This window comes from Actinoalloteichus sp. AHMU CJ021 (assembly GCF_002895405.1).
Classification (GTDB): Bacteria; Actinomycetota; Actinomycetes; order Mycobacteriales; family Pseudonocardiaceae; genus Actinoalloteichus_B; species Actinoalloteichus_B caeruleus.
Genome location: NZ_CP025990.1, coordinates 1,229,782 through 1,250,961 on the forward strand (window position 1 = coordinate 1,229,782; position 21,180 = coordinate 1,250,961).

Consider the following 21,180-nt stretch of genomic DNA (forward strand, 5'->3'; position numbering starts at 1 on the left):
AGGGGCGTGACCCGCGGTGATGCACAGCGGTCCCCACCGAGGATGCCTACCCGACCACCCGGCTCCGCCTGGAGGAGCACCGAGACCTGGTCCCCGGGCCTGACGACTCCCACCTCTCCCCGTGCCTAGCGTCCCGCCGGGTCGGCGTCCGGTGCCGACCAGGAGGAGGGGCGATGACGGTGGCGACGACGCGGGACGTGGTGGCGGGGCGGGGTCCTGCTTCGCTGGCTCCTGCCGGGGAGGACGCGGCGAGTGGGCGCGCCGGCGGGAGGCCGGGCTGGCTGGTCCGGGCGCGGGGCTGGGTGTGGACGGCGGTGGGGTCCCGGTGGTCGGTACCGGTCGTGTGGGGTTCGTTCGCGCTCATCGCGCTGGCCACGCTCCTGGTCACGTCGTCGCCCGCCCACCGGGTGTGGGCGGCAGGGGCGCTGCTCGGGTACGGGACGGCGGCCCTGGTCACGGCGGGCTGGACCTGGTGGTCGGCGAGCACGTACGGCGGACCCGATGGCCCGGCGGGGCCCCGGCCGGGCGTGCCGGGTGTCGCGACGGGGTGCGCCGTCCTCGGCTCGGTCGTGGCGCCGCTTCTGGTGTTGACCGTCTCGGGGGTGACGCAGCCCGAGGTCCGGGTCACCGAGGACGCGGGGCGGCTGCTGGTCACGACCGGCACGCCCTACCTGTCCGACCCCACCGAGGTGTACGACCACAACCCGCACCTGCCCGCGCTGGCTGTCTTCGGCCTGCCCCGGGTGCTGCTCGGTCCCGGTGTCGCGGGTGATCCCCGCTGGTGGTTCGCGGTGTTCCTCCTGATCGCCTGCCGACCGGAGGTCATGCGCGCGGCGCCACGGCGGCCACCCGCTCCGGCCGCCGCCCAGCTCCGAGGCACCGGGCCGCACGCGCGTCCCGGTGCGGGGACCGGCGTTCGACAGCCGCTGAGCTCGCTGGGGGGCGAGGGCTGATGGGCCGGACACTCGTCGTCACGAACGACTTCCCGCCCCGTCGGGGTGGCATCGAGACCTTCGTGTACGAGGTGGTGCGGCGGTTCCCCGGCGGGTCGGTGGTGGTGCTCACCTCCCGCGCCGAGGGTGCGGCGGAGTTCGACAGGGCACTGCCCTTCCCCGTGGTCCGCTCGCCGGCGAGGACGTTGCTGCCCACCCGGGCGGTGGCCCGACACGCGGCGGAGGTGGCCTCGTCCCACGGCTGCGACCGGGTCTGGTTCGGCGCCGCCGCTCCCCTGGGGCTGCTGGCCGGCCCGCTGCGCGCCGCGGGGATCCGCCGACTGGTCGCCTCCACCCACGGGCACGAGGTGTGGTGGGCCTCGCTGCCAGGGGCCCGCTCCGCGCTGCGGCGCGTCGGGGACGGGGTGGACGTGGTGACCTACCTCGGTGACTACACCCGGCGGCGCATCGTCCCGGTGCTCAGCGCGCGGGCCGCGGCGGCCGCCCGCCGGCTGCGGCCCGGGGTGGACACCACAGTCTTCCGCCCGTCGCCCGAGGGCCGGGTGGTGCGGGACCGCCACGGGCTGGGCGAGCGCCCGGTGGTCCTCTGCGTGTCCCGGCTGGTGCGGATCAAGAACCAGCGCGCGCTCGTCCAGGCGCTGCCGCTCGTCCGCGAACGGGTGCCCGAGGCCACCCTGCTGGTGGTGGGAGGCGGGCCGGAGGAGGCCCACCTGCGCGCGATCGCGGCGGCTCGGGGAGTGGAGGACGCCGTCGTCCTCGCCGGCTCGGTGCCCCACGGCGCGGTGGCGCCGTACTACGCCGCCGCCGACGTCTTCGCGATGCCGTGCCGCACCCGCCGGCTGGGCCTGCACCCGGAAGGTCTGGGGATCGTGTTCCTGGAGGCCGCCGCCAGTGGGCTGCCGGTGCTGGTCGGCCGTTCCGGCGGGGCGCCGGACACGCTCGAGGACGGCCGGACCGGCCACCTCGTCGACGGTGGGGACGTGTCCGAGGTGGCGGGCCGGTTGGTGGACCTGCTGGTCGACCCGGAGCGCGCCGCCGCGATGGGGCGGGCCGGCAGGGACTTCGCGCGCCGACACTGGAGTTGGGACGACTCCTTCGGGACCCTCGCCGAGCTGCTGCGGCTCTGAGGGCGGGGCGGGCCGCCGTACTCGACCGCCCGGTGACGTGTTGACCGCCGCGCCACCCGGGTACGCCTGGGAGGTCAGGCTGAACAGCACCAGTGACGAACAGAGGGAGGCCCCTGATGGTTGCCGTTCGCGAACTGATGCACCAGGGCGCCGAGTGCGTCGGTGAGAACCAGACCCTGTCCTACGCGGCGCGGCGGATGCGGGACCTCGGCGTGGGCGCGATGCCGGTGTGCGGGAACGACGACAAGCTCCACGGCATGGTGACCGACCGCGACATCGTCGTGAAGTGCGTGGCCGAGGGGCACGACCCGACGCGGGCCAGTGTGTCGGACCTGGCCGAGGGCCGGCCCTTCTGCGTGCGCGCCGAGGCCGACGTGTCGGAGGCGATCGACCTGATGGAACGGCACCAGGTGAAGCGCCTCCCCGTCATCGACGACCACCGGCTGGTGGGGATCGTCAGCGAGGCGGACCTGGTGGGCCATGTCAGCGCCGAACAGCTCGGCGAACTCATCGAGGCGCTGAAGGCGCCCTCCGCCGCCTCGGCGTGAACCCGCTCCACCGAGCTGGCCGGGCGCCGGGACGGTAGGGCCCGGCGCCCGAGGCTCACCAGGACCGCAGGGTCGCGATCCGCTCCTCCAGCTGTTCCACGGTGGCCATCGCGGTGGGCGGTCCGCCGCAGTGGCTCCGCAGCGCGTTGTGGATCGCCCCGTGGGGTTTCCTGGTCCGGTGGTGGTGGAGCGCCACGAGGGTGTTCAGCTCCTTGCGCAGCGCCGTGAGGTGTTCGGAGACGTTCCTCGGCCGTGCCTTGGGCTCGGGTGGTTTCGCCGCGGCCTCGGCGTCCGCCGCGGCCTTCCTGCGGGAGGCCTCGGCGAGTTGCTGGTCCTGCCGTTGCCGGAGCAGGGCCCGCACCTGGTCGGGTTCGAGCAGTCCCGGCAACCCCAGGTAGTCCTGTTCCTCCCCGTTCCCGGCGAAGGCGGCGGTGCCGAACGAGGAACCGTCGTAGATGAGCTGGTCGAGCTCCGCGCTGGCCTCCAGGGCGGTGAAGGCGCGTTCGTCCTCGCCCGGTTCGTCGCGCTGCCGGTTCGCCTCGGCGAGGAGTTCGTCGTCCCACCCCTCCTTCTCCCGGTGCGGCTTGCCCAGGACGTGGTCGCGTTGCGCCTCCAGCTGGCTGGCGAGCTCCAGCAGGACGGGCACGCTGGGCAGGAAGACGCTCGCCGTCTCCCCCGGTCGCCGCGACCGGACGAAACGCCCGATGGCCTGCGCGAAGAACAACGGTGTCGAGGCGCTCGTGGCGTAGACGCCCACCGCCAGCCGGGGGACGTCGACCCCCTCGCTGACCATCCGGACGGCCACCATCCACGGCTCGTCGGAGTCGGAGAACTCGGAGATCCGCTTGGAGGCCGTGGGGTCGTCGGAGAGCACCACGGTGGGCGCGCTCCCGGTGTCCCGTTCGAGGATCTTCGCGTAGGCCTTCGCGGTGACGTGGTCCGAGGCGATGACGAGCCCCCCGGCATCCGGCATCCCGGCCGCGCGGAGCTGGTGAAGTCGGGTGTTGGCGGCGGCGAGCACCGACGGTATCCACTCCCCGGACGGGTCCAGCGCCGTGCGCCACGCCCGGGTCGTCTCCTCCTTGCTGAGGGGCTGCCCCAGCCTGGCCACGTACTCGTCGCCGGCGTTGGTCCGCCAGCGGGCCTCCCCCGAGTAGGCCAGGAAGAGCACGGGCCGGACCACGCCGTCCTTCAGCGCGTCCGAGTAGCCGTAGGAGTGGTCGGCGCGGCTGTGCAGCACCCCGGCCCCGTCCGGCTCGTAGGGGATGAACGGGATGGGCGTGTCGTCGCTGCGGAAGGGCGTCCCCGTCAGGGCGAGCCGCCGGGTGGCGGGGGTGAAGGCCTCCCGCACGGCGTCCCCCCAGGACAACGCGTCCCCCGCGTGGTGCACCTCGTCCAGGATCACCAGCGTCTTGCGGCGCTCGGTCCGGACCCGGTGCAGGTTGGGGTGCGCGGCGACCTGCGCGTAGGTGACGGCGACGCCCTGGAAGTCCTGGGAGTGGGCGCCCGCCGCGTTGCGGAAGTGGGAGTCGATGGCGATGCCGGTGCGCGCCGCGGCCTCCGCCCACTGGTGCTTCAGGTGCTCGGTGGGCGCGACGATCGTCACCGCCTCCACCTTGCGGTCGGCCAGCAGTTCGGAGGCCACCCGCAGACCGAAGGTGGTCTTGCCCGCCCCGGGGGTGGCCACCACCAGGTAGTCGGCGGGCCCGGTCGCCAGGTACCGGGTCAGTGCCCGTCGCTGCCAGGTCCGCAGCGGGCGGGCGGGCGGTGGCTGCTCCGCCGCCGGTGTGGAGGCCGGAGTACCGACCCCGATCTGCGACTCGGTCACCAGTGTTTGGCACCCCTTCCGGTGGACGGGCACGAGGCCGGGCGCGGACACGCAAAAGGCCCTCACACGACGGTGCGCACCAGGGACGCGGTGAGGGCCCGGACAGCTTACCGGCCGACCCGGGCTCCGCCGTGGCGCGACGCGGTGGGCGGCGTTCGACCGGGGTCGCGACGCGGGCGGACCGTCGCATAGCGCATCCTTGACCGACGATGGGTCCTCAGAGCAGTCACGACGCCACCAGCACCCCGACCCCCCGGCGGGGGCCGTTGCGGCTGATGGGCAGAACCGTGTCACGTGCCTGGAACGACAACATCTTCTCCGAGGCGGCCGAGGCGGCCTTCTGGACGACGCTGTCGCTGCCCCCGCTGCTGCTCGGCCTGCTCGGGAGCCTGGGCTTCCTCGGTGAGTGGTTCGGCCAACAGCTCGTGGACAACATCCACGGGAAGATCATCACGTTCAGCGAGACGATCTTCAGCGACAACGTCGTGCAGCAGATCATCGCTCCCACGGTGGAGGACGTGCTCACGCGAGGCCGGGGGGAGATCGTCTCCCTGGGCTTCGTCATCTCGCTGTGGGCCGGGTCCTCGGCCATCTCCTCCTACGTGGACGCGGTCACCGTCGCCTACCGGCAGTACGACGTGCGGAACGCGGTGTGGCAGCGGTTGTTCTCGCTCCTGCTGTACCTCGCCGGCCTCGTCGTCGCCATCATCGGGCTCCCGGTCGTCGCGCTGGGCCCCGACATGCTGCCGCACCTGTTCCCGGAGAGCTGGCGGCCGACGCTCGTGGAGGTCCTCGGTTACTTCTACTACCCGGTGACCGGTGTCCTGCTGGTCATCGCGCTGGCGATGTTCTACAAGGTGGCGCTGCCGCACAAACTGCCGTGGCACCGGGGGCTGCCGGGAGCGCTGCTCGCGATGGCGGTCTTCCTGGTCTCGAGCGCCGGGCTCCGCTGGTACATCACCTGGGTCACCGGCACCGGCTACACCTACGGGGCGCTCGCGACGCCGATCGCGTTCCTGCTGTTCGCGTTCTTCATCGGGTTCGCCATCGTGTTGGGCGCCCACTTCAACGCGGCGATCCAGGAGATGTGGCCGGCGAAGATGACCCACCGCGAGCGGCGCCGGTGGCGGCGGCTCGGGATGGAACGGGTCGCCGAACAGCTGCGCCGCGAGGAGAGCCAACGCCGTTGGCAGGTCCAGCACGGGACCTCGGGCGACGCGGACGGCCCGCCGGCGGGCTCGGGCGAGGCGGGACCAGCCGCCGACCTGGTGGAACTGGAGGAGGAAGCGGGGCGGCCGGTCGACGCGGGCGGAGCCGCGCGGCCCGCCACGCCACCGGGGGAGGCGGCTGGTCAGCCCGAACGGATGGGCGGCGGACGCCACCGGCGGGTGGAGGACGACGGGGACGAAGGGCGCCGGGGCTGACCGGTCCCCACCGGAACCACCCCCGGCTCGTGGCCCGGGCCCGTCGGTGGGGCCGCGCTCAGCGGCGCGGCCGCCGCCGGATCAGCTGTCACCGCCGCCGGGCGGGAGCGACTGGTAGATCTTCTTGCAGTCCGGGCAGACCGGAGCGCCCGGCTTGGGCGACCGCGTGACGGGGAACACCTCGCCGCAGAGCGCCACCACGTGCGTGCCCATGACCGCGCTCTCGGCGATCTTGTTCTTCCGCACGTAGTGGAACATCTTCGGCTCGTCGCCACCGGTGTCCTCGGTGTGCTCCGGCCGCGTGTCAACATCAGGCAGAGTCTGGGTCGGCGTACTCACATGACCCATGATGCCCCATGGTTCGACCAGGGGTGAACGAGAACAGGAGGCGGAGCGTGGTCAGCTCCATGCGCACGCGGGCGAGCGAGGAGGTCGCCACCGCGGTCCGGGAGGGCCGGCCGGTGGTGGCGTTGGAGAGCACACTGCTCGCCCACGGGCTTCCCCCAGGTCACAACCGGAAGGTGGCGGCCAGGCTGGAGGCCGTGGTCCGGGAGCGGGGCGCCGTCCCCGCCACCATCGCGGTGCTCGACGGGGTCGCCCGGATCGGGTTGTCCGACGACGAGCTCGACCGGGTGTGCGATCCCGACGCCGGGCTCGTGAAACTGTCCCAGCGTGACCTGGGTCCCGTGCTGGGGCTGGGGCTCAGCGGGGCGACGACCGTGGCGAGCACCTGCGCCCTGGCCCACTCGGTGGGCGTGGGCGTCTTCGCCACCGGAGGTCTGGGCGGTGTCCACCGGGGGGCGGCGACCAGCTGGGACGTGTCGGCTGACCTGGGGGTCCTGGCCGGCACCCCGGTGGTGGTGGTGTGTTCCGGGGTCAAGTCGGTGCTGGACATCCCCGCCACCCTCGAGGTGCTGGAAACCTACTCCGTCCCGGTGCTGGCGTACCGGACGGACGCGTTCCCCGCCTTCTACCTGCGGGACTCCGGGCTGCCGGCCCCGTGGCGGGTGGACACCGCCGACCAGGTCGCGGCGACCGTGCTCGCCCACCGGACCGAGGTCCCGGGCGACTCCGGCGTGCTGGTGGCCAACCCGGTGCCCTCGGATGTCGAGATGGACCGGGACCTCCACGACCGGCTGCTGCGCGAGGGTCTCGACCTGCTCAGGAGCCGGGACGTGCGGGGCAAGGACGTGACACCGGTTCTCCTCGAGCACTTCCACTCGGGCAGCGGTGGCGCGAGCCTCGTCGCCAACGAGGGCCTGGTGGTGCACAACGCCGAGGTCGCCGCCGACGTCGCCGTGGCCATCTCCGAGCGGTCCGGACCGGTGCGGGCATGACGGGCACCGCGCCGCCGGGGAACGGCACCCCGACCGTGGTGGTGGTCGGCGACGCCGGTCTCGACGTCGTGGCCAGGCACCGCGACCCGCTCGTCACCGGAGGGGACACCCGGGCTCGGATCAGGATGACCGCCGGCGGTGCCGGTGCGAACACCGCCGCCTGGCTGGCCAGGGAGGGGGTTCACCCCGTGCTGGTCGCCCGCGTCGGGGATGACGCCGCGGGCCGGCAGACCGAGACGGAGTTGGAGGCCGCCGGCGTGCGCTGCGCCTTCGCCGTCGACCCCGACGAGCCCACGTGCTGCGTGATCGTCCTGGTCGATGGCACGGGGCAACGGACGATGGTGCCGGACCGGGGGGCGAACGCCCGGTTCTCCCCGTCGGACGTCGACCCGGCCGTCATCGACGGCACCGCCCTCGCCGGGACGCCCGGGTGGTCCGCGCCCCGCCACCTCCACCTCTCGGGGTACGTGCTGCTCGACGCGAGTTCCCGGGACGCGGGTCTGGCCGCGTTGCGGGGGGCCAGGGCCGCCGGGCTCACCACCTCGGTGGACCCGCAGGCGGCCGTGCTGCTCACCAGGGAGGGCTCGGAGGACTTCCTGGAGGCCGTGCGCGGGGTCGACCTCCTGCTGCCCAACCAGGACGAGCTGTTGGCCCTGACCGGTTCGGCCGACCCCTCGTCGGCCGAAGGGCTGCTGGACCTGGTGGGCGCGGTGGCGGTGACCGGCGGCGCCGAGGGCGCCTGGTGGGTCGACCGGGACGGTGTGCGGGGGGTGCCAGCGCCGCGGGTGGAGTGCGCGGACTCCACGGGGGCTGGCGACGCCTTCGACGCCGGCGTCGTCGCGGCCTGGCTGCGGGGCGCCTCGGCACGGGAGGCGTTGGCCGCCGGGGTGCTCGCGGGTACGGAGGCGGTGCGGCACGTCGGGGCGCAGCCCCCGTCGGCGACCCCGCCGGTCATCCGGTCGCTGCCCGAGGCCGTCGGTTCGGCCTGAGTCCCGCCGGGTGGGGACCGGTTCCCGCCTCCCCACCCGGAGCGCCCGCCCCGCCTGGCGCCGGACGGCCCCGGCGGGGCGGGCTCGGCGAGCTACTGGTCGATGACGGTGTGCTCCCGCGACTCGAGACGCCGGTGGTCGCGCTTGAACCGGCTCACCCGCTCCGCCTTCTTCGGCGGTCGGTCGTTGGCGATGAGCACCGCCATCCACGGCAACGGCACCGACAGCGCGACCAGCAACAACGCCAGCCACCAGATCTGGTAGCAGAGCACGCCGGCGATCACGCAGCCACCTCGGACACACATCATGATCATGTACTTGCGTTGACGCGCCGCGAGCTGGTCGTCCTGCGACGGCGCGGCCTCCGTGATGAGCACGGGCCGTGACTGCGCCGGTGAATCGGCCACGAGACCACCTCCGCTCCCATCGTCTCACTGTCGGCGACGGCGCCCCTGCCGGCGCCGGGTACGGTCCGGACATCCTCGGGGACGGTCCTCGTGGTGGGGAGGTGCCCGGATGCGAGCGGTGGTGTCCAGGGTCACCCGGGCCCGGGTGCGGGTCGCCGGGAGGACCGTCGGCGAGATCGAGCGCCCAGGACTGCTGGTGCTGGTCGGCGTGACGCACGAGGACGGCACGGACCAGGCGCGCGCGCTGGCGCGGAAGGTGCACGAACTGCGGGTGCTGCGGGACGAGGAGTCCTGTGCGACGAGCGGGGCACCCCTGCTCGTCGTCAGCCAGTTCACCCTCTACGGGGCCACCCGGAAGGGGCGCCGGCCGTCCTGGACCGCGGCGGCACCACCGGAACGCGCGCGGCCGTTGGTCGAGGAGGTGGTACGCGACCTGCGGGAGAGGGGAGCGACCGTCGCCACTGGCCAGTTCGGGGCTGACATGGCGGTCGAGAGTGTCAACGACGGCCCCTTCACGGTGCTCGTGGAGGTCTGACGTCGTCGGATGGGCCAGCCGTCCCCGTCACGAGACCCCACTCCCGAGTAACGCCACTACTCCCTTCGGGTGACAACGCCACTTCTGTGACGTGCACGACCGCGTTTTGGCAACGGAACGGGAACGAATCCGCGATCCACCGCGTTGAGCGGGTAGCAAACGTCGAAAACGGCCTGGGAACCCGGCAGCGGTGGCGCGAATCCCCGGGCCTCCGCTGACGCGTCGCGCCCGCCGACGCGGCGCTCCAGCATCCCGACAGGGAGGTAAGTCAATGACCGTCCCGCAGACCGTCCCTACTTCGGAAGCTTACGCCGAGGCGGACATCGATGCGCAGGGCCCGGCCGCTGATCTTGTTCGGGTCTACCTCAACGGGATCGGGCGTACCGCTCTGTTGACCGCTCAGCAAGAGGTCGACCTCGCCAAGCGTATCGAAGCCGGTGTGTTCGCCGAGCACGTGCTCGACACCGACCCCGAGCTGTCCCCTGGTCGTCGCTCTGACCTGCGCGCACTGGTGCGGGACGGGCACCGGGCCAAGAACCACCTCCTGGAGGCGAACCTCCGGCTCGTGGTCAGCCTGGCCAAGCGCTACACGGGCCGGGGCATGCCCCTGCTGGACCTCATCCAGGAGGGCAACCTCGGACTGATCCGCGCCGTCGAGAAGTTCGACTACACGAAGGGCTTCAAGTTCTCGACCTACGCCACCTGGTGGATCCGGCAGGCCATCACGCGGGGCATGGCCGACCAGGGGCGGACCATCCGCCTCCCGGTGCACCTCGTCGAGCAGGTGAACAAGCTCGCGCGGATCAAGCGTGACCTGCACCAGCAGCTGGGGCGGGAGGCCACGCACGAGGAGCTGGCCAACGAGTCGGGGCTCCCGGTGGGCAAGGTGTCCGACCTGCTCGACCACTCCCGTGACCCGGTGAGCCTGGACATGCCGGTGGGCGCGGAGGAGGACGCCCCACTGGGTGACTTCATCGAGGACGGCGAGGCCACCGACGCGGAGAACGCGGTGATCTCCGGCCTCCTCCAGGACGACCTCCGCCGGGTTCTCGCCACTCTTGACGAGCGCGAACAGAACGTCATCCGCCTGCGGTACGGGCTGGAGGACGGTCAGCCGCGCACGCTCGACCAGATCGGCCGCACCTTCGGGCTCTCCCGGGAACGCGTCCGCCAGATCGAGCGCGAGGTGATGGCGAAGCTGCGGCAGGGCGACCGGGCCGAGCGGCTGCGCGCCTACGCGTCCTGACGCCGAGGACCCACCCGGGGTCAGGACGAGTCGGCCTCCCACCGCCCCGGCGCCACGCCGACGGTGGACCCACCTCGGCACCGGACCAGGCCGGGCCGCTCCGGTGGCGGCCGCTACGCGGGCACGCGGCGCGAACACCGAGCCGTCCGCGCCGGGGCACCCAGGCCGACGACCGCGGGCGACATCGCGCGCGGTACCGAGTCCCGGGCCTCCCCACCTCGTCACCGGGCGTCCACGCGGTCCGGGAACTCCGCGCCCGTCCCGACGTGGGACGGGCGCGTCACCACCTCGGCGCCCGCCCGGGGACGGCGCGGGCCCCCAGCACCCAGCCCCCACGGACGAGAAAAAACCTGGCACCGAGGCAACCCGCCGGACCAGCGGGTCCGTCTCCTGAGCATGAGACGCCTTACTACCGCAGTCGGCGCCGGCGTCCTGTTCCTGGGGATCTCCGCCTGCGCCGACTCCAACGAAGACAGTGGTGTCGGGCTGGGTGGCCAACCGTCCCAGGCACCTCCGACCAGCAGCGAGCAGGAGGCCCCGCCCAGCGCGGAGGAACCCGAGACGCGCCCGGCCGAGGCGGTCGACGTCCCCGAGGAACAGGTCGACACGGCTGCCATCGACGAGGGCTACCCGGTCGAGGTCTGGACCCTCGACGAGGGAGCGGTCCTCGGGGCGATGGGCCAGGAGGGCGGATGCGGCACGGTCAGCGCCTCCGCGACCGAGGACGAGGAGTCGGTGACGCTCCTGCTCACCGAGGACATCCCGACCTCCGGCCCCTGCACGATGGACATCCGGTTCCGCGCGGTCAGCGTGGACCTGGACCAGCCCCTGGGCGACCGAACCGTCGTCCTCGAGACCGAGACCGTCGGACCGCCCTCCTCCTGACGGACTCGGCCCCACCCCGGGGACCCGGCCGGTGACCGCCGGCTCGCGGTCCCCGGGGTGTCGTGGTCCGAGGACCCCCGACGCCAGCGCGCCCGGAACGGTGTCCCCGGGGGCCACTCCGGGCCCCTCAACTCAGCGCAGCCGCCGGGGCCCGGTGTCGGTCCGGGTGGGAGGCGGCCCGATGGTGAGGGTCGCGCTGGTCACGAACGCTCCCGCCGAGGACGCCAACACGGGCTCCAACCTCAGTTCCCGGAGCTCGGGCACGTCCTCGGCCAACGCCGCCACCCGCAACACCAGGTCCTCGAGCGCGTCCAGCCGCGCCGGCTCACCCCCGCCGTAGCCGGTGAGCAGCGGGGCGGCGCGCGGGGCTCGGACCAGCTCCGACGCGTCGACGTCCGAGAGCGGCACCGCGCGGTAGGCACGGTCGCCCAACAGGTCGGTGACGATCCCCGACAGCCCGAACGAGAGCACCGCGCCGAAGGAGGGGTCGTCCTGGACCCCGACCACGCAGGAGATGCCCTTCGGCGCCATCCGCTGCACGTAGACCTCGGAGGAACCCGACAGGTCCCGCAGCGCCCGGTGCGCGGCCCGCACCGAGTCGGCGCTGTCGAGGTCGAGCCGCACCCCGACGAGGTCGTTGCGGTGCCGCAACCGCCGGTCCGGTGACTTCAGCACCACCGGGTACCCCAGTTCGGCCGCCGCCCGCACCGCCGCGCCAGAACCGCGGACCCGGCGGAAGTCGACGACGTCCACCCCGTAACAGCGCAGCAGGCGCACCGCCTCCTCGTCGGGAAGCCGCCATCCGCCGTCCGCCTCCTCGGCACTGCCCTCCGGCGGATCCGCCATCCACCCGTCCACCACCGACCTCGCCTGGTCCGTCCGGACACCGGCCGGGGTGACGAAGTCACCCTGCGGAGCCGACCGCCACCGCGCGTACCTGGCGATCCTCGCCAGGGAGCCAACGGCCCGTTCCGGGCTGGGGTAGGAGGGCACCGAACCCCAGCCGGGTGCCGTGCCGTCGGCTCCGCCCACCGCGAGCTCCTCCGGGACCCCCTCGGCGGCGAGGAAGGTCGACACCACGGGTTTCGCGGCCGCGAGCGAGTCCTCGAAGACGACCGCGCGCAGCGCGCGCGCGTACTCGGCTCCCGACACGGCCAGCGGGGGCACGAACACCGCGACCACCGCGTCGACGTCCTCCCGCCGCACCGCGTCGCGCACGGCCGCACCGAACTCCTCCGGGCCCGCCCCCGCCCCGACGTCGACGGGATCACCGGCCACCCTCATCCCCTGGGCGAGCGCGACGTCGGCGGCGAGCACCCCCAGGGCCGACGCGTTGCCGACCACCGCGACCCGGTCGCCCGAGGGGAGCGGTTGGTTGGCCAGCACGAGGGCGGTGTCGAAGAGCTGGGCTAGGGACTCCACCCTGATCACCCCGGACTGCTCGAACAGCGCCTGCACGCTGGCCTCGTCCACGGGGACCGAGGTGGCCCGCAGCGCGGGACTGACGGCGTGTCGACCCGACTTGACCGCGACGATGGGTTTGGTCCGTCCCAGCCGGCGCGCCAACCGGGCGAACTTGCGGGGGTTGCCGAACGATTCCAGGTAGAGGAGGACGACGTCGGTCGCCGGATCCGTCTGCCAGTACTGGAGGAGGTCGTTCCCGGACAGGTCGGCCCGGTTGCCCGCCGACACGAAGGTGGACAGTCCGAGTCCCCGGTTGGCGGCGGTCGCCAGGATCGCCACTCCCAGCGCCCCCGACTGGCAGAAGAACCCCACCCTCCCCCGGCCGGGCAGGCGCGGCGCCAGGGTCGCGTTCAGCCGCACCTCGGGGTCGGTGTTGACCACGCCGAGCGCGTTCGGCCCGATCACCCGCATCCCGTGCGCGCGGGCCTCGCGGACCAGGCGGCGTTCCTGCGAACGCCCGTCCTCACCGGTCTCGCCGAACCCGGAGGTGACGACGACCAACGCCTTGACGCCCTTGGCGAGGCAGGCGTCAAGCACCTCGTCGACGCGGGCCGCGGGTACGGCGATGACGGCGAGGTCGACCTCGTCGGGGATGTCCAGCACGGAGGCGTAGGCGCGGACACCCCGCACCGACCGGTGTTCGGCGTTGACGGGGTAGACCGGCCCCGCGAAGTTGGCCGCCAACAGGTTCGCCAGCACGGCGTGCCCGACCTTGGCCTGGTCCGCCGAGGCGCCCACCACCGCGACGGAACGGGGGTGCAGGACGTTGTGGACGCTCCGGGCCTCGGCGGCCTGCTCCCGCGCCCTGGCCACCGCCACCGAGCGCTCGGTGGGGTCGACGTCGAACTCCAGGTGCAGGATGCCCTCCTCCACCTCCCGCCGCACCGAGTAGCCGGCGTCGCGGAAGACGCGCAGCATCGGACCGTTCTCCGCCAACACCTCGGCCTCGAAGCGGCGCAGCCCACGCTCCCGCGCCGCGGCGGCGAGGTGTTCCAGCAGGATCGAACCCAGCCCTCGGCCCTGGTGGGCGTCCTCCACGACGAAGGCGACCTCGGCGGAGCTGGTCGACGGCAGCCGGTCGAACCGGCCGACGGCGACGATGTCGTCGCCGAGGAACGCGCCGAAGGCGACCCGGTCGTGGTGGTCGACGGTGCTGAACCGCCGCATGTCCGCCTCGGGCATCCTCGGGTAGGCCCCGAAGTACCGGAAGTACCGTGTCCGGTCGCTCATCCTGGCGTGCAGCTCGACCAGTCGTGGCCCGTCCGCCGGGCGCAGCGGCCGCAGGTGCACGGTGCCGCCGTCGGCGAGCACGACATCGGCCTGCCAGTGCCTCGGGTAGTCCGCCGCCGCGTCTGCTCCGAGGTCCTCGACCGGATCGTCGCCGCCCGCACGCTGCCCGTCGTCCACCGTCATCACTCCGCCCTGGGCCGCCTGCCTGACACGTCGCTCCGAACCGCCTCATGATTACCCGTCCCGGGCCGGGGGTGGCGCCACTCACGCACCAGGTCCGCCCCGGTCTCAGTCCCGCCGGTCATCCGCGTCGAGCCCGAGCAGGGGGAACACCGCCCGTCGCGTGGCGAGCAGCGCGTGGTCCACCGGGGTGTCGACCGTCCCGTCCCACGGCTGGTAGCCGGGGTCGACCCCGTCGCTCAGGGTGGCGGGGAGGGCGTCGCCCCCCGCGAACGGGGTGGCGTAGCGAACCCACTCCCCCGGCACGCCGGTCCCCGGGGCGAGGTCGCGGTCGAGCACCGTCGCGATCAGGTGGGTCCAGGAGCGCGGCACCACCCGGGCGAGCGCGTACCCACCCCCGCCCAGGGCGAGCCAACGCCCCTCGGCGTACGTCTCCGCCAACTCCCGCAACCGCCGGTAGAGGGCCCGATGCCCGTCGACGGTGAGCCGCAGGTCCGCCAACGGGTCCTCCCGGTGGGTGTCGGCGCCGCACTGGGTGACCAGCAGCTGGGGGCGGAAGGCCGCGAGCGCCGCGGGGACCACGGCCTCGAACGCACGCCGCCAGCCGGCATCGCCGGTACCCGGGGGCAGCGCGAGGTTCACCGACGTCCCCTCGGCCGCGCCCGTCCCCAGCTCCTCGGGACGTCCGGTGCCCGGCCACAGGGTCGCGGGGTGCTGGTGGACGGACACGGTCAACACCCGGGGGTCGTCGTAGAAGGCGGTCTGGACCCCGTCTCCGTGGTGGACGTCGACGTCGAGGTAGGCGATCCGTTCCACGCCGTGGTCGAGCAGCCAGGCGATCGCCACGGCGCAGTCGTTGTACACGCAGAACCCGGCGGCGTGCCCCGGCATGGCGTGGTGCAGGCCGCCACCGATGTTGATGGCACGGGAGGCGCCGTCCAGGATCGCGCGCGCCGCCGCCAACGATCCTCCGGCGATCAGCGCCGCGGCCTCGTGCATCCCGTCGAAGACGGGGTTGTCGACCGTCCCCAGTCCACGCAGGCCGACCGAACGACGGCCGGCGCGCACCGCCTCGACGTACCCGCTCTCGTGGACCCGGGTGAGTTGCGCGCTCGTCGCCTCGGGCGGCCGGAGGACGCTGACATCCGCCAGTAGCCCGAGCTCTCCGGCGAGGCGCATGGTCAGGTCGAGTCGACGCGGGTTGAGCGGGTGGTGCTCCCCCAGGTTGTAACCGAGATATGACTCGTCCCACACGACCACGGCGTCCATGCGGCCGACCGTACCCCGCACGGCGCTCGCCGAGTCGCCCGTTCGGGTCAGTCACGGCTGGGGCGCACCGGCCGCCAGCTGACCGACGAACCGGCACGGTCCTCGCCGGTAGGGGCGCTGGGCGCACCCGGGGCGTCGGGGATGCCACCGGCACGGGCGACGGGACCGGCGCCGCCTCCCTGGCCGACCGGCGAGTCCGCCGGCTGGGCGGCGGAACCGGCCCCTCGCCGGTGCGACCGGCGGCCAGCCGCGCGACGTCAGCTGAGATTGGCGAGCAGGCGCTGGCACGCGTCGGCGCACCGCCGGCACGCCTCCGCGCACACCCGGCAGTGCCCGTGCCGGCCGGCGTGCCGCTGGCACTCCTCGGCGCAGGAGACCGTGGTCGTCGCGCAGGCCCGCGCCAGGGTGCGGCTGATGTTCACGTCGTACCCGGTGTGCCGGGAGAGCACACGCGCGGTGGCATCGCAGACGTCGGCGCAGTCCGCGCAGGTCCGCACGCACTTCCGCAGCATCGGCAACTCGTCGTCGGGTTCGGCCAGGCAGGCGTCGGCGCACGCGGTGCAGGCCTGGGCGCAACGCTGGCACTCCTCGACGCATTCGCCCAGGGCCGTCCGGTCGACGGCGCCGAGACCGGCCGGATAGGTGTTCAGCATGTCCGTCACGGTGCTCATGGCCGCTCCTCCTGCTCCTGCCGTGGTCCTCCGCGACTTCGCCCGGCCACCCGGGCCGCCGCGCGGTTCGCGTCCTCCACCCGCTCGGGTACCCCGTCGCGGCATGACTCCTCGCCGCGAAGGTCCCGTCGAGGGGCGACGTGGAACGCCGGGTCACCGGCCCCCGAGCCCCACGGTCCGCGATGTGCGGGCCCCGCGCGTCGCCGACCACGCCCGGCCGGTCGGCGGCTCCCCCCTGGGCCACGGGGTTGGGGCGCCTGCCGGCACCCCCGCGTGGTGACGGAAACTGTTGGTGACGGCGCGCGCCTGGGGGCGGCCGGAACGTGGACGGTGGGTGACAGGGTGGCGCTGACGGACTCGGCGATCGAGAAGATCAAACAGATGATCATCGACGGGGAGCTGCGGCCGGGCGACCGGCTCCCCAGGGAGGCCGACCTCGCCGCTCACCTCGGCCTCTCCCGGAGTTCCCTGCGTGAGGCCGTGCGCGCGCTGGCCCTGATCCACGTCCTCGACGTCCGGCAGGGCGACGGCACCTACGTCACCAGCCTGGACCCGGCGTTGTTGCTCGACGCCGTGGCCTTCGTGGTCGACTTCCACCAGGACGAGAGCGTTCTCCAGCTGTTCGAGGTGCGCCGCATCCTGGAACCGGCGGCAGCGGCGATCGCGGCGCAGGTGATGCCCGACGAGGACGCCAGGGGCCTGCTGCCCCTGCTCGACGAGGTCACCGACCACACCGACATCGAGCAGCTGGTCGCCAACGACATCGAGTTCCACCGGCGGGTCGCGGAAGGCACCGGGAACCAGGTGCTCTGCTCACTCGTCGACAGCCTGTCCAGCTCCACGCACCGGGCTCGCGTGTGGCGGGGGTTGACCCAGAAGGACTCCGTCCGCCGGACTCTGGACGAACACCGGGCGATCGCGGAGGCCATCATCAGTCGCGAGGCGGAGGTCGCGCGGTCCTGGGCGACCGTTCACGTGGCGGGCGTGGAGCAGTGGCTGCGCACCGCGCTGTAGTGGCTACGGCCCGACCGGACGAGGCGACTCGGGCGGTCGGCTCCACGACGGGGTGACGGGACCGGGACCGCTCGGACAACCTCCTCCCGCAGGAGGGACACCTTCGCCTCCACCCCACCGGCACCGCCCTTCGCGTGCTCCTGACCGATTCGGATGCCGATGATCACTCCTCTGGGTTAGCCTCTGCCGTCAAGCGGACCTCGCGGGAAGCACACGGGCGTGGTGCCACGCCACGCGTGGCGAGGCCCCTCGGTCCAACCCCAGCCGTCGCCTTCGACGCCCGCCGGCGATCGTCGCGACGGCCCGTGCCGTGGAAAGGCGGGCCCTCATGACGAGGCGAACCTGGAACGCCGTCGGCGCTCTGCTGCTGGCCGCGGGGCTGAGCGCGTGCGCCACCGAGGTGTCCGGAACCGCGATCCCCCTCGGCGCGGCACCGGACCAGGGGCAGACCGGGTCGTCGGACGCACCGGCCCCGCCGGCCACCGAACCCGCGTTCCCCGGCACCGACGACGAGGCCGACCTCGGCTTCGACGGGGTCCCCCAGGTGCCCACCGGCGAGGTGAGCACCGTGAAGACCTCCGAGGGCGTCGTGGTGTGCGAGCTGCTGAGTTCTGACGAACTCCGCGAGCTGCTCGGCGCCGACGCGGTCGAGATCGAGGCGGGCGGCGACGAGTTCCCGGACGAGTGCAAGTGGGAGATCTCGCTCGACGGCGCGAGCCCGTGGACGAAGATGCAGTTCACCGGGTTCGGCCCGAGCGTGGTCGAGGACTACACCTATTCCGACGTGGCGCCGATGACCATCGCCGGCAACAGCGCCTTCAAGCTGTACAACCCCGGCCGCTGCGACATCTCCGTGCAGATCGCCACGGACGGCGCCCCGGACGCCCTCCGGTTCGACCTGGACTCCCTGGGGATGCTTGACGGGGACTACTGCGCGCAGGTGGAGAACGCGATCAGCATCGCCGTCGAGCGGCTGCCGGCGGGCTGACCGGTGTCGGGGCCTGTCCCGCTCAGCGCGGATCCGGCCCCAGCACCGCCGGCCGGGCCGGGTCGGACGACCACTCCGACCAGGACCCCGGGTAGAGCGCCGCCGGCGCGCCAGCCTCCCGGACCCCGGCGGCTTCCAGGGCCAGCACCACCGAACACGCGGTCACACCGGACCCGCAGTAGACACCCACCTCCTGGCCCGGCCGCACGCCGAGGCCGGCGAAGTGGGCGGCCAGCTCCTCCCGGCTCCGCCACCGCCCCTCCTCGGTGACGTGGGCGCCGAAGGGCGCGTTCACCGCGCCGGGCACGTGGCCTGGCCTCGGGTCGACGGGTTCCACCTCCCCCCGGTACCGCTCCGGGGCGCGCGCGTCGAGCAACAGGCCCGTCCCGGCCAACGCGCCGGCCTCGGTCGCGCCGAGCACCGGCATCGACCCGGGGACGACCTCGAAGTCGCCAGGGCGTGCCGCGGGCACCTCGGTGGTGACCGGGTGACCAGCGCCGACCCACGCGGCGTACCCCCCGTCGAGCACCGCCACCTCGGGATGGCCGGCCCAGCGGAGCAGCCACCAGGCCCTGGCGGCGGCGGACCCGTCCACCGCGTCGTACACGACCACCGGTCGACCAGCGCCGACCCCAGCCGCGCGGAGCGTCGCGCCCAGGCGCTGCGCGTCCGGCAGCGGGTGTCGTCCTCCTGCACCGGGCGGTCCCGCGAGCTCGGTGTCGAGGTCGACGAAGACAGCACCAGGCAGGTGGCCGGCGTCATACGCCTCCCGCCCGGGCGGTCCGGTCAGGCTCCACCGGACGTCCAACAGGGTCGTCGGTCCGGCGGCGCCGAGCCGTTCGGCCAGTTCGTCGGGGGTGACCAGTGGCCCCATGTCCCACCTCTCTCGTCCGCGGATCGCCGCGCGCGGGGTGAGGCGCGCGACGGTCGGGGAATGTCGTTGCCGTCCGATACGGTTCCAGACTCCGCGCGGTCCGTCCCCGGCGGCTGTCAGGGGGAACAACACTGTGTGAACAGACGACTAGAATGGCGGCGGGCTGGTTACCGTGAGTCGGGTCACCCGGAGTCCGGTCAGCATCGCCTCGCGCGATCAGGACGGTCGAGGAAGCACCTCATCGAACAGGCAGCCCCCGCTAGTCCGCCTCTGATGCCTCTGGCTCCGAAAACGTACAGGAGAGCTGGCGTGAACGACCTAATCGACACCACGGAGATGTATCTCCGGACGATCTACGAGCTCGGAGAGGAAGGCGTCGTCCCGCTGCGCGCGCGTATCGCCGAACGCCTCGGGCAGAGTGGGCCCACCGTCAGCCAGACCGTGGCGAGAATGGAGCGGGACGGCCTGTTGGTGGTGGCCGACGACCGGCACCTGGAACTGACCGAGACCGGCCGGGAACGAGCGATCGCGGTCATGCGGAAGCACCGGTTGGCGGAACGGCTGCTCGTGGACGTGATCGGCCTGGAGTGGGAGCACGTGCACAGTGAGGCGTGTCGGTGGGAGCACGTGATGAGCGAGGCCGTCGAACGCAAGCTGGTAGCGCTGTTGGACCACCCGACCACCTCCCCCTACGGGAACCCGATTCCGGGGCTGGACAAACTCGGGGTCGGCGACGCCGCCCCGCCGGCCGACGCCGACCTCCGCAGGCTCGACGAGGTCGCCCGGCAGGGCGGGGGCCTGGTCCGGGTGAGCCGGATCGCCGAGCACGTGCAGCTCGACCCGGTCCTGATGGCCGACCTGAAGGCGGCCGGCGTGATGCCGGGCAACGACGTCAGGGTGGAGGCGAGCACGTCAGGCCAGCCGGTGAAGGTGGAGGGCGTCGCCAGCGCGGAGATCGTCTCCAGCATCGCCCACGCCGTGTTGGTACGCACCCGATGACGCCGGGGAGACGGGCGGCCCGCACCTTCCAGGAGCTGCACGGGCGGGCTCCGGAGGTGGTGTGGTCCGCCCCGGGTCGGGCGAACCTCATCGGGGAGCACACGGACTACAACGGTGGTCTGGTGCTGCCGTTCGCGTTGCCCTACCGCATCGCGGTGGCCGCCTCGCCCCGCGAGGACGGGCTGGTCGGGATGACCACCGTCGATGATTCCGGGCACGCGCGAGCGGCGGCTCCGGTGCCGTTGGCCGAGGTGGAGCCCGGTGACGTCACCGGGTGGTCCGCTTACCCGGCCGGGGTCGCCTGGGTCCTCCGGGACGCGGGCCTCCAGCGGGAGGGCGTGGAACTCGTCATCGCCGGCGACGTGCCCAGCGGAGCCGGGTTGTCGTCCTCGGCCGCCCTGGAGTGCGCGGTCGCGCTGGCGCTGTTGGACCTTGCCGGCAGGCCCGTCACCGACGACTCCGACCGCGTCCAGGTGGCTCGCTGGGCGCAGCTCGCCGAGAACGACTTCGTCGGTGCCCCGACCGGCGTGTTGGACCAGATGGCGTCGCTGTGCTGCCAGGAGGCCCACCTGCTGCTGTACGACGTGTCGACGGAGGAACGGGAACAGGTGCCCTTCGATCCCGCATCGGAGGGGCTCGAGGTGCTCGTCATCGACTCGGGCACCCGCCACGAGCACAGCGAGTCGGGTTACGCCGACCGCCGCGCCGGCTGCGAGCAGGCGGTCAAGCAGCTCGGGGTGACCTCGTTGAGCGCGATCGAGCCGCGCGAGCTGCCCGAACGACTGTCCCAACTCGACCCCGCGCTGCGTCCGCTGGCACGCCACGTGGTCACGGAGAACCAGCGGGTCCGCGACACCGTGGCGTTGCTGCGGACCGGCCGGACGTGGGAGGCCGGCGCGCTGCTGACGGAATCCCACGTGAGCCTCCGCGACGACTACCGCGTGTCGTGCCCGGAACTCGACCTGGCGGTGGACGTCGCGGTGGAGGCCGGCGCCGCCGGGGCCCGCATGATGGGCGGCGGTTTCGGTGGCTCCGGCATCGCGCTCGTCGAGACCGAGCGCGGTCCGGCGGTGCGGCGCGCCGTCACCGACGCCTACCGCGCTGAGGGACTGACGGACCCCAGGTTCTTCTCGGCCGTACCGGCGGCGGGCGCGGGTCGGGACCTCGACCGCTGAGCGGGACCCCGCCCCGGCACCCGGAGCTCCGCGGCTC

The 21,180-nt window shown here is 73.4% G+C and carries 20 protein-coding genes; 13 read left to right on the top strand and 7 right to left on the bottom strand.

Features of this window, described 5'->3' with window-relative positions; translation table 11 throughout:
• The first annotated feature begins 173 nt into the window (after positions 1–173).
• From C1701_RS04875 to C1701_RS04885, 3 genes are all read left to right on the top strand, one after another.
• On the top strand, positions 174–953 hold the full coding sequence (locus C1701_RS04875) for a hypothetical protein (protein ID WP_103055607.1): 780 nt from the start codon (positions 174–176) through the stop codon (positions 951–953).
• Positions 953–2,080 carry a glycosyltransferase family 4 protein gene (locus C1701_RS04880; RefSeq protein ID WP_016699383.1) on the top strand — a complete coding sequence of 376 codons (1,128 nt, stop codon included), beginning with the start codon at positions 953–955 and terminating at the stop codon, positions 2,078–2,080. The genes C1701_RS04875 and C1701_RS04880 overlap by 1 nt, the downstream gene beginning before the upstream one ends.
• A gap of 116 nt (positions 2,081–2,196) precedes the next feature.
• Positions 2,197–2,628: a CBS domain-containing protein gene (locus tag C1701_RS04885; RefSeq protein ID WP_026418332.1), complete on the top strand. Its 432-nt coding sequence runs from the start codon at positions 2,197–2,199 to the stop codon at positions 2,626–2,628.
• Between the two features lie 55 nt (positions 2,629–2,683).
• Here the strand turns inward: C1701_RS04885 and C1701_RS04890 are convergent, their stop codons facing one another.
• Positions 2,684–4,441 carry a DEAD/DEAH box helicase gene (locus C1701_RS04890; protein WP_443098156.1) on the bottom strand — a complete coding sequence of 586 codons (1,758 nt, stop codon included), beginning with the start codon at positions 4,439–4,441 and terminating at the stop codon, positions 2,684–2,686.
• A gap of 224 nt (positions 4,442–4,665) precedes the next feature.
• Here C1701_RS04890 and C1701_RS04895 point away from each other — a divergent pair, with 224 nt between their 5' ends.
• Entirely contained in the window at positions 4,666–5,880 is a 1,215-nt protein-coding gene (locus C1701_RS04895) for a YihY/virulence factor BrkB family protein (RefSeq protein WP_026418330.1), read from the top strand.
• An 81-nt stretch (positions 5,881–5,961) separates the two neighbouring features.
• Here the strand turns inward: C1701_RS04895 and C1701_RS04900 are convergent, their stop codons facing one another.
• Positions 5,962–6,228 (bottom strand): DUF3039 domain-containing protein, encoded by a 267-nt coding sequence (locus C1701_RS04900; protein WP_026066095.1) that lies wholly within the window; start codon positions 6,226–6,228, stop codon positions 5,962–5,964.
• Positions 6,229–6,287: 59 nt separating this feature from the next.
• Here C1701_RS04900 and C1701_RS04905 point away from each other — a divergent pair, with 59 nt between their 5' ends.
• Positions 6,288–7,217, top strand: coding sequence for a pseudouridine-5'-phosphate glycosidase (locus C1701_RS04905; protein ID WP_026418329.1), 930 nt, complete (start codon positions 6,288–6,290; stop codon positions 7,215–7,217).
• Positions 7,214–8,206 (top strand): carbohydrate kinase family protein, encoded by a 993-nt coding sequence (locus C1701_RS04910; RefSeq protein ID WP_051712801.1) that lies wholly within the window; start codon positions 7,214–7,216, stop codon positions 8,204–8,206. Before C1701_RS04905 ends, C1701_RS04910 begins: the two co-directional genes overlap by 4 nt.
• A gap of 92 nt (positions 8,207–8,298) precedes the next feature.
• Here the strand turns inward: C1701_RS04910 and C1701_RS04915 are convergent, their stop codons facing one another.
• Positions 8,299–8,613, bottom strand: a complete 315-nt coding sequence (locus C1701_RS04915; RefSeq protein ID WP_026418328.1) for a DUF3099 domain-containing protein — start codon at positions 8,611–8,613, stop codon at positions 8,299–8,301.
• A gap of 109 nt (positions 8,614–8,722) precedes the next feature.
• Here C1701_RS04915 and dtd point away from each other — a divergent pair, with 109 nt between their 5' ends.
• The 3 genes from dtd (at position 8,723) to C1701_RS04930 (ending at position 11,279) form a co-directional block, all read left to right on the top strand.
• Positions 8,723–9,148 carry a D-aminoacyl-tRNA deacylase gene (dtd, locus tag C1701_RS04920; protein WP_026418327.1) on the top strand — a complete coding sequence of 142 codons (426 nt, stop codon included), beginning with the start codon at positions 8,723–8,725 and terminating at the stop codon, positions 9,146–9,148.
• Positions 9,149–9,419: 271 nt separating this feature from the next.
• Entirely contained in the window at positions 9,420–10,394 is a 975-nt protein-coding gene (locus C1701_RS04925; RefSeq protein ID WP_026418326.1) for a sigma-70 family RNA polymerase sigma factor, read from the top strand.
• 396 nt (positions 10,395–10,790) lie between these two features.
• Positions 10,791–11,279, top strand: a complete 489-nt coding sequence (locus C1701_RS04930) for a hypothetical protein (RefSeq protein ID WP_026418325.1) — start codon at positions 10,791–10,793, stop codon at positions 11,277–11,279.
• A 132-nt stretch (positions 11,280–11,411) separates the two neighbouring features.
• On the opposite strand, the gene C1701_RS04935 is transcribed toward C1701_RS04930, so the two are convergent.
• From C1701_RS04935 to C1701_RS04945, 3 genes are all read right to left on the bottom strand, one after another.
• On the bottom strand, positions 11,412–14,156 hold the full coding sequence (locus C1701_RS04935) for a bifunctional acetate--CoA ligase family protein/GNAT family N-acetyltransferase (RefSeq protein ID WP_103055609.1): 2,745 nt from the start codon (positions 14,154–14,156) through the stop codon (positions 11,412–11,414).
• Positions 14,157–14,261: 105 nt separating this feature from the next.
• A complete protein-coding gene (locus tag C1701_RS04940) occupies positions 14,262–15,422 on the bottom strand; it encodes an acetoin utilization protein AcuC (protein WP_103055610.1) in 1,161 nt (386 codons plus the stop codon).
• 257 nt (positions 15,423–15,679) lie between these two features.
• Complete coding sequence (locus C1701_RS04945) at positions 15,680–16,093, bottom strand: four-helix bundle copper-binding protein (RefSeq protein ID WP_103055611.1); 414 nt, start codon at positions 16,091–16,093, stop codon at positions 15,680–15,682.
• Between the two features lie 342 nt (positions 16,094–16,435).
• On the opposite strand from C1701_RS04945, the gene C1701_RS04950 reads away from it, so the two are divergent.
• Together C1701_RS04950 and C1701_RS04955 are read left to right on the top strand one after the other, a co-directional pair.
• Positions 16,436–17,107 carry a FadR/GntR family transcriptional regulator gene (locus C1701_RS04950; RefSeq protein ID WP_026418320.1) on the top strand — a complete coding sequence of 224 codons (672 nt, stop codon included), beginning with the start codon at positions 16,436–16,438 and terminating at the stop codon, positions 17,105–17,107.
• A gap of 328 nt (positions 17,108–17,435) precedes the next feature.
• On the top strand, positions 17,436–18,095 hold the full coding sequence (locus C1701_RS04955; protein ID WP_026418319.1) for a DUF3558 family protein: 660 nt from the start codon (positions 17,436–17,438) through the stop codon (positions 18,093–18,095).
• A 22-nt stretch (positions 18,096–18,117) separates the two neighbouring features.
• On the opposite strand, the gene C1701_RS04960 is transcribed toward C1701_RS04955, so the two are convergent.
• Positions 18,118–18,969: a sulfurtransferase gene (locus C1701_RS04960; protein ID WP_103055612.1), complete on the bottom strand. Its 852-nt coding sequence runs from the start codon at positions 18,967–18,969 to the stop codon at positions 18,118–18,120.
• Positions 18,970–19,278: 309 nt separating this feature from the next.
• Between C1701_RS04960 and C1701_RS04965 the strand changes: the two genes are divergently transcribed.
• On the top strand, positions 19,279–19,968 hold the full coding sequence (locus C1701_RS04965) for a metal-dependent transcriptional regulator (protein ID WP_026418317.1): 690 nt from the start codon (positions 19,279–19,281) through the stop codon (positions 19,966–19,968).
• Positions 19,965–21,143 (top strand): galactokinase, encoded by a 1,179-nt coding sequence (gene galK / locus C1701_RS04970; RefSeq protein ID WP_103055613.1) that lies wholly within the window; start codon positions 19,965–19,967, stop codon positions 21,141–21,143. Before C1701_RS04965 ends, galK begins: the two co-directional genes overlap by 4 nt.
• The last annotated feature ends 37 nt before the right edge of the window (positions 21,144–21,180 follow it).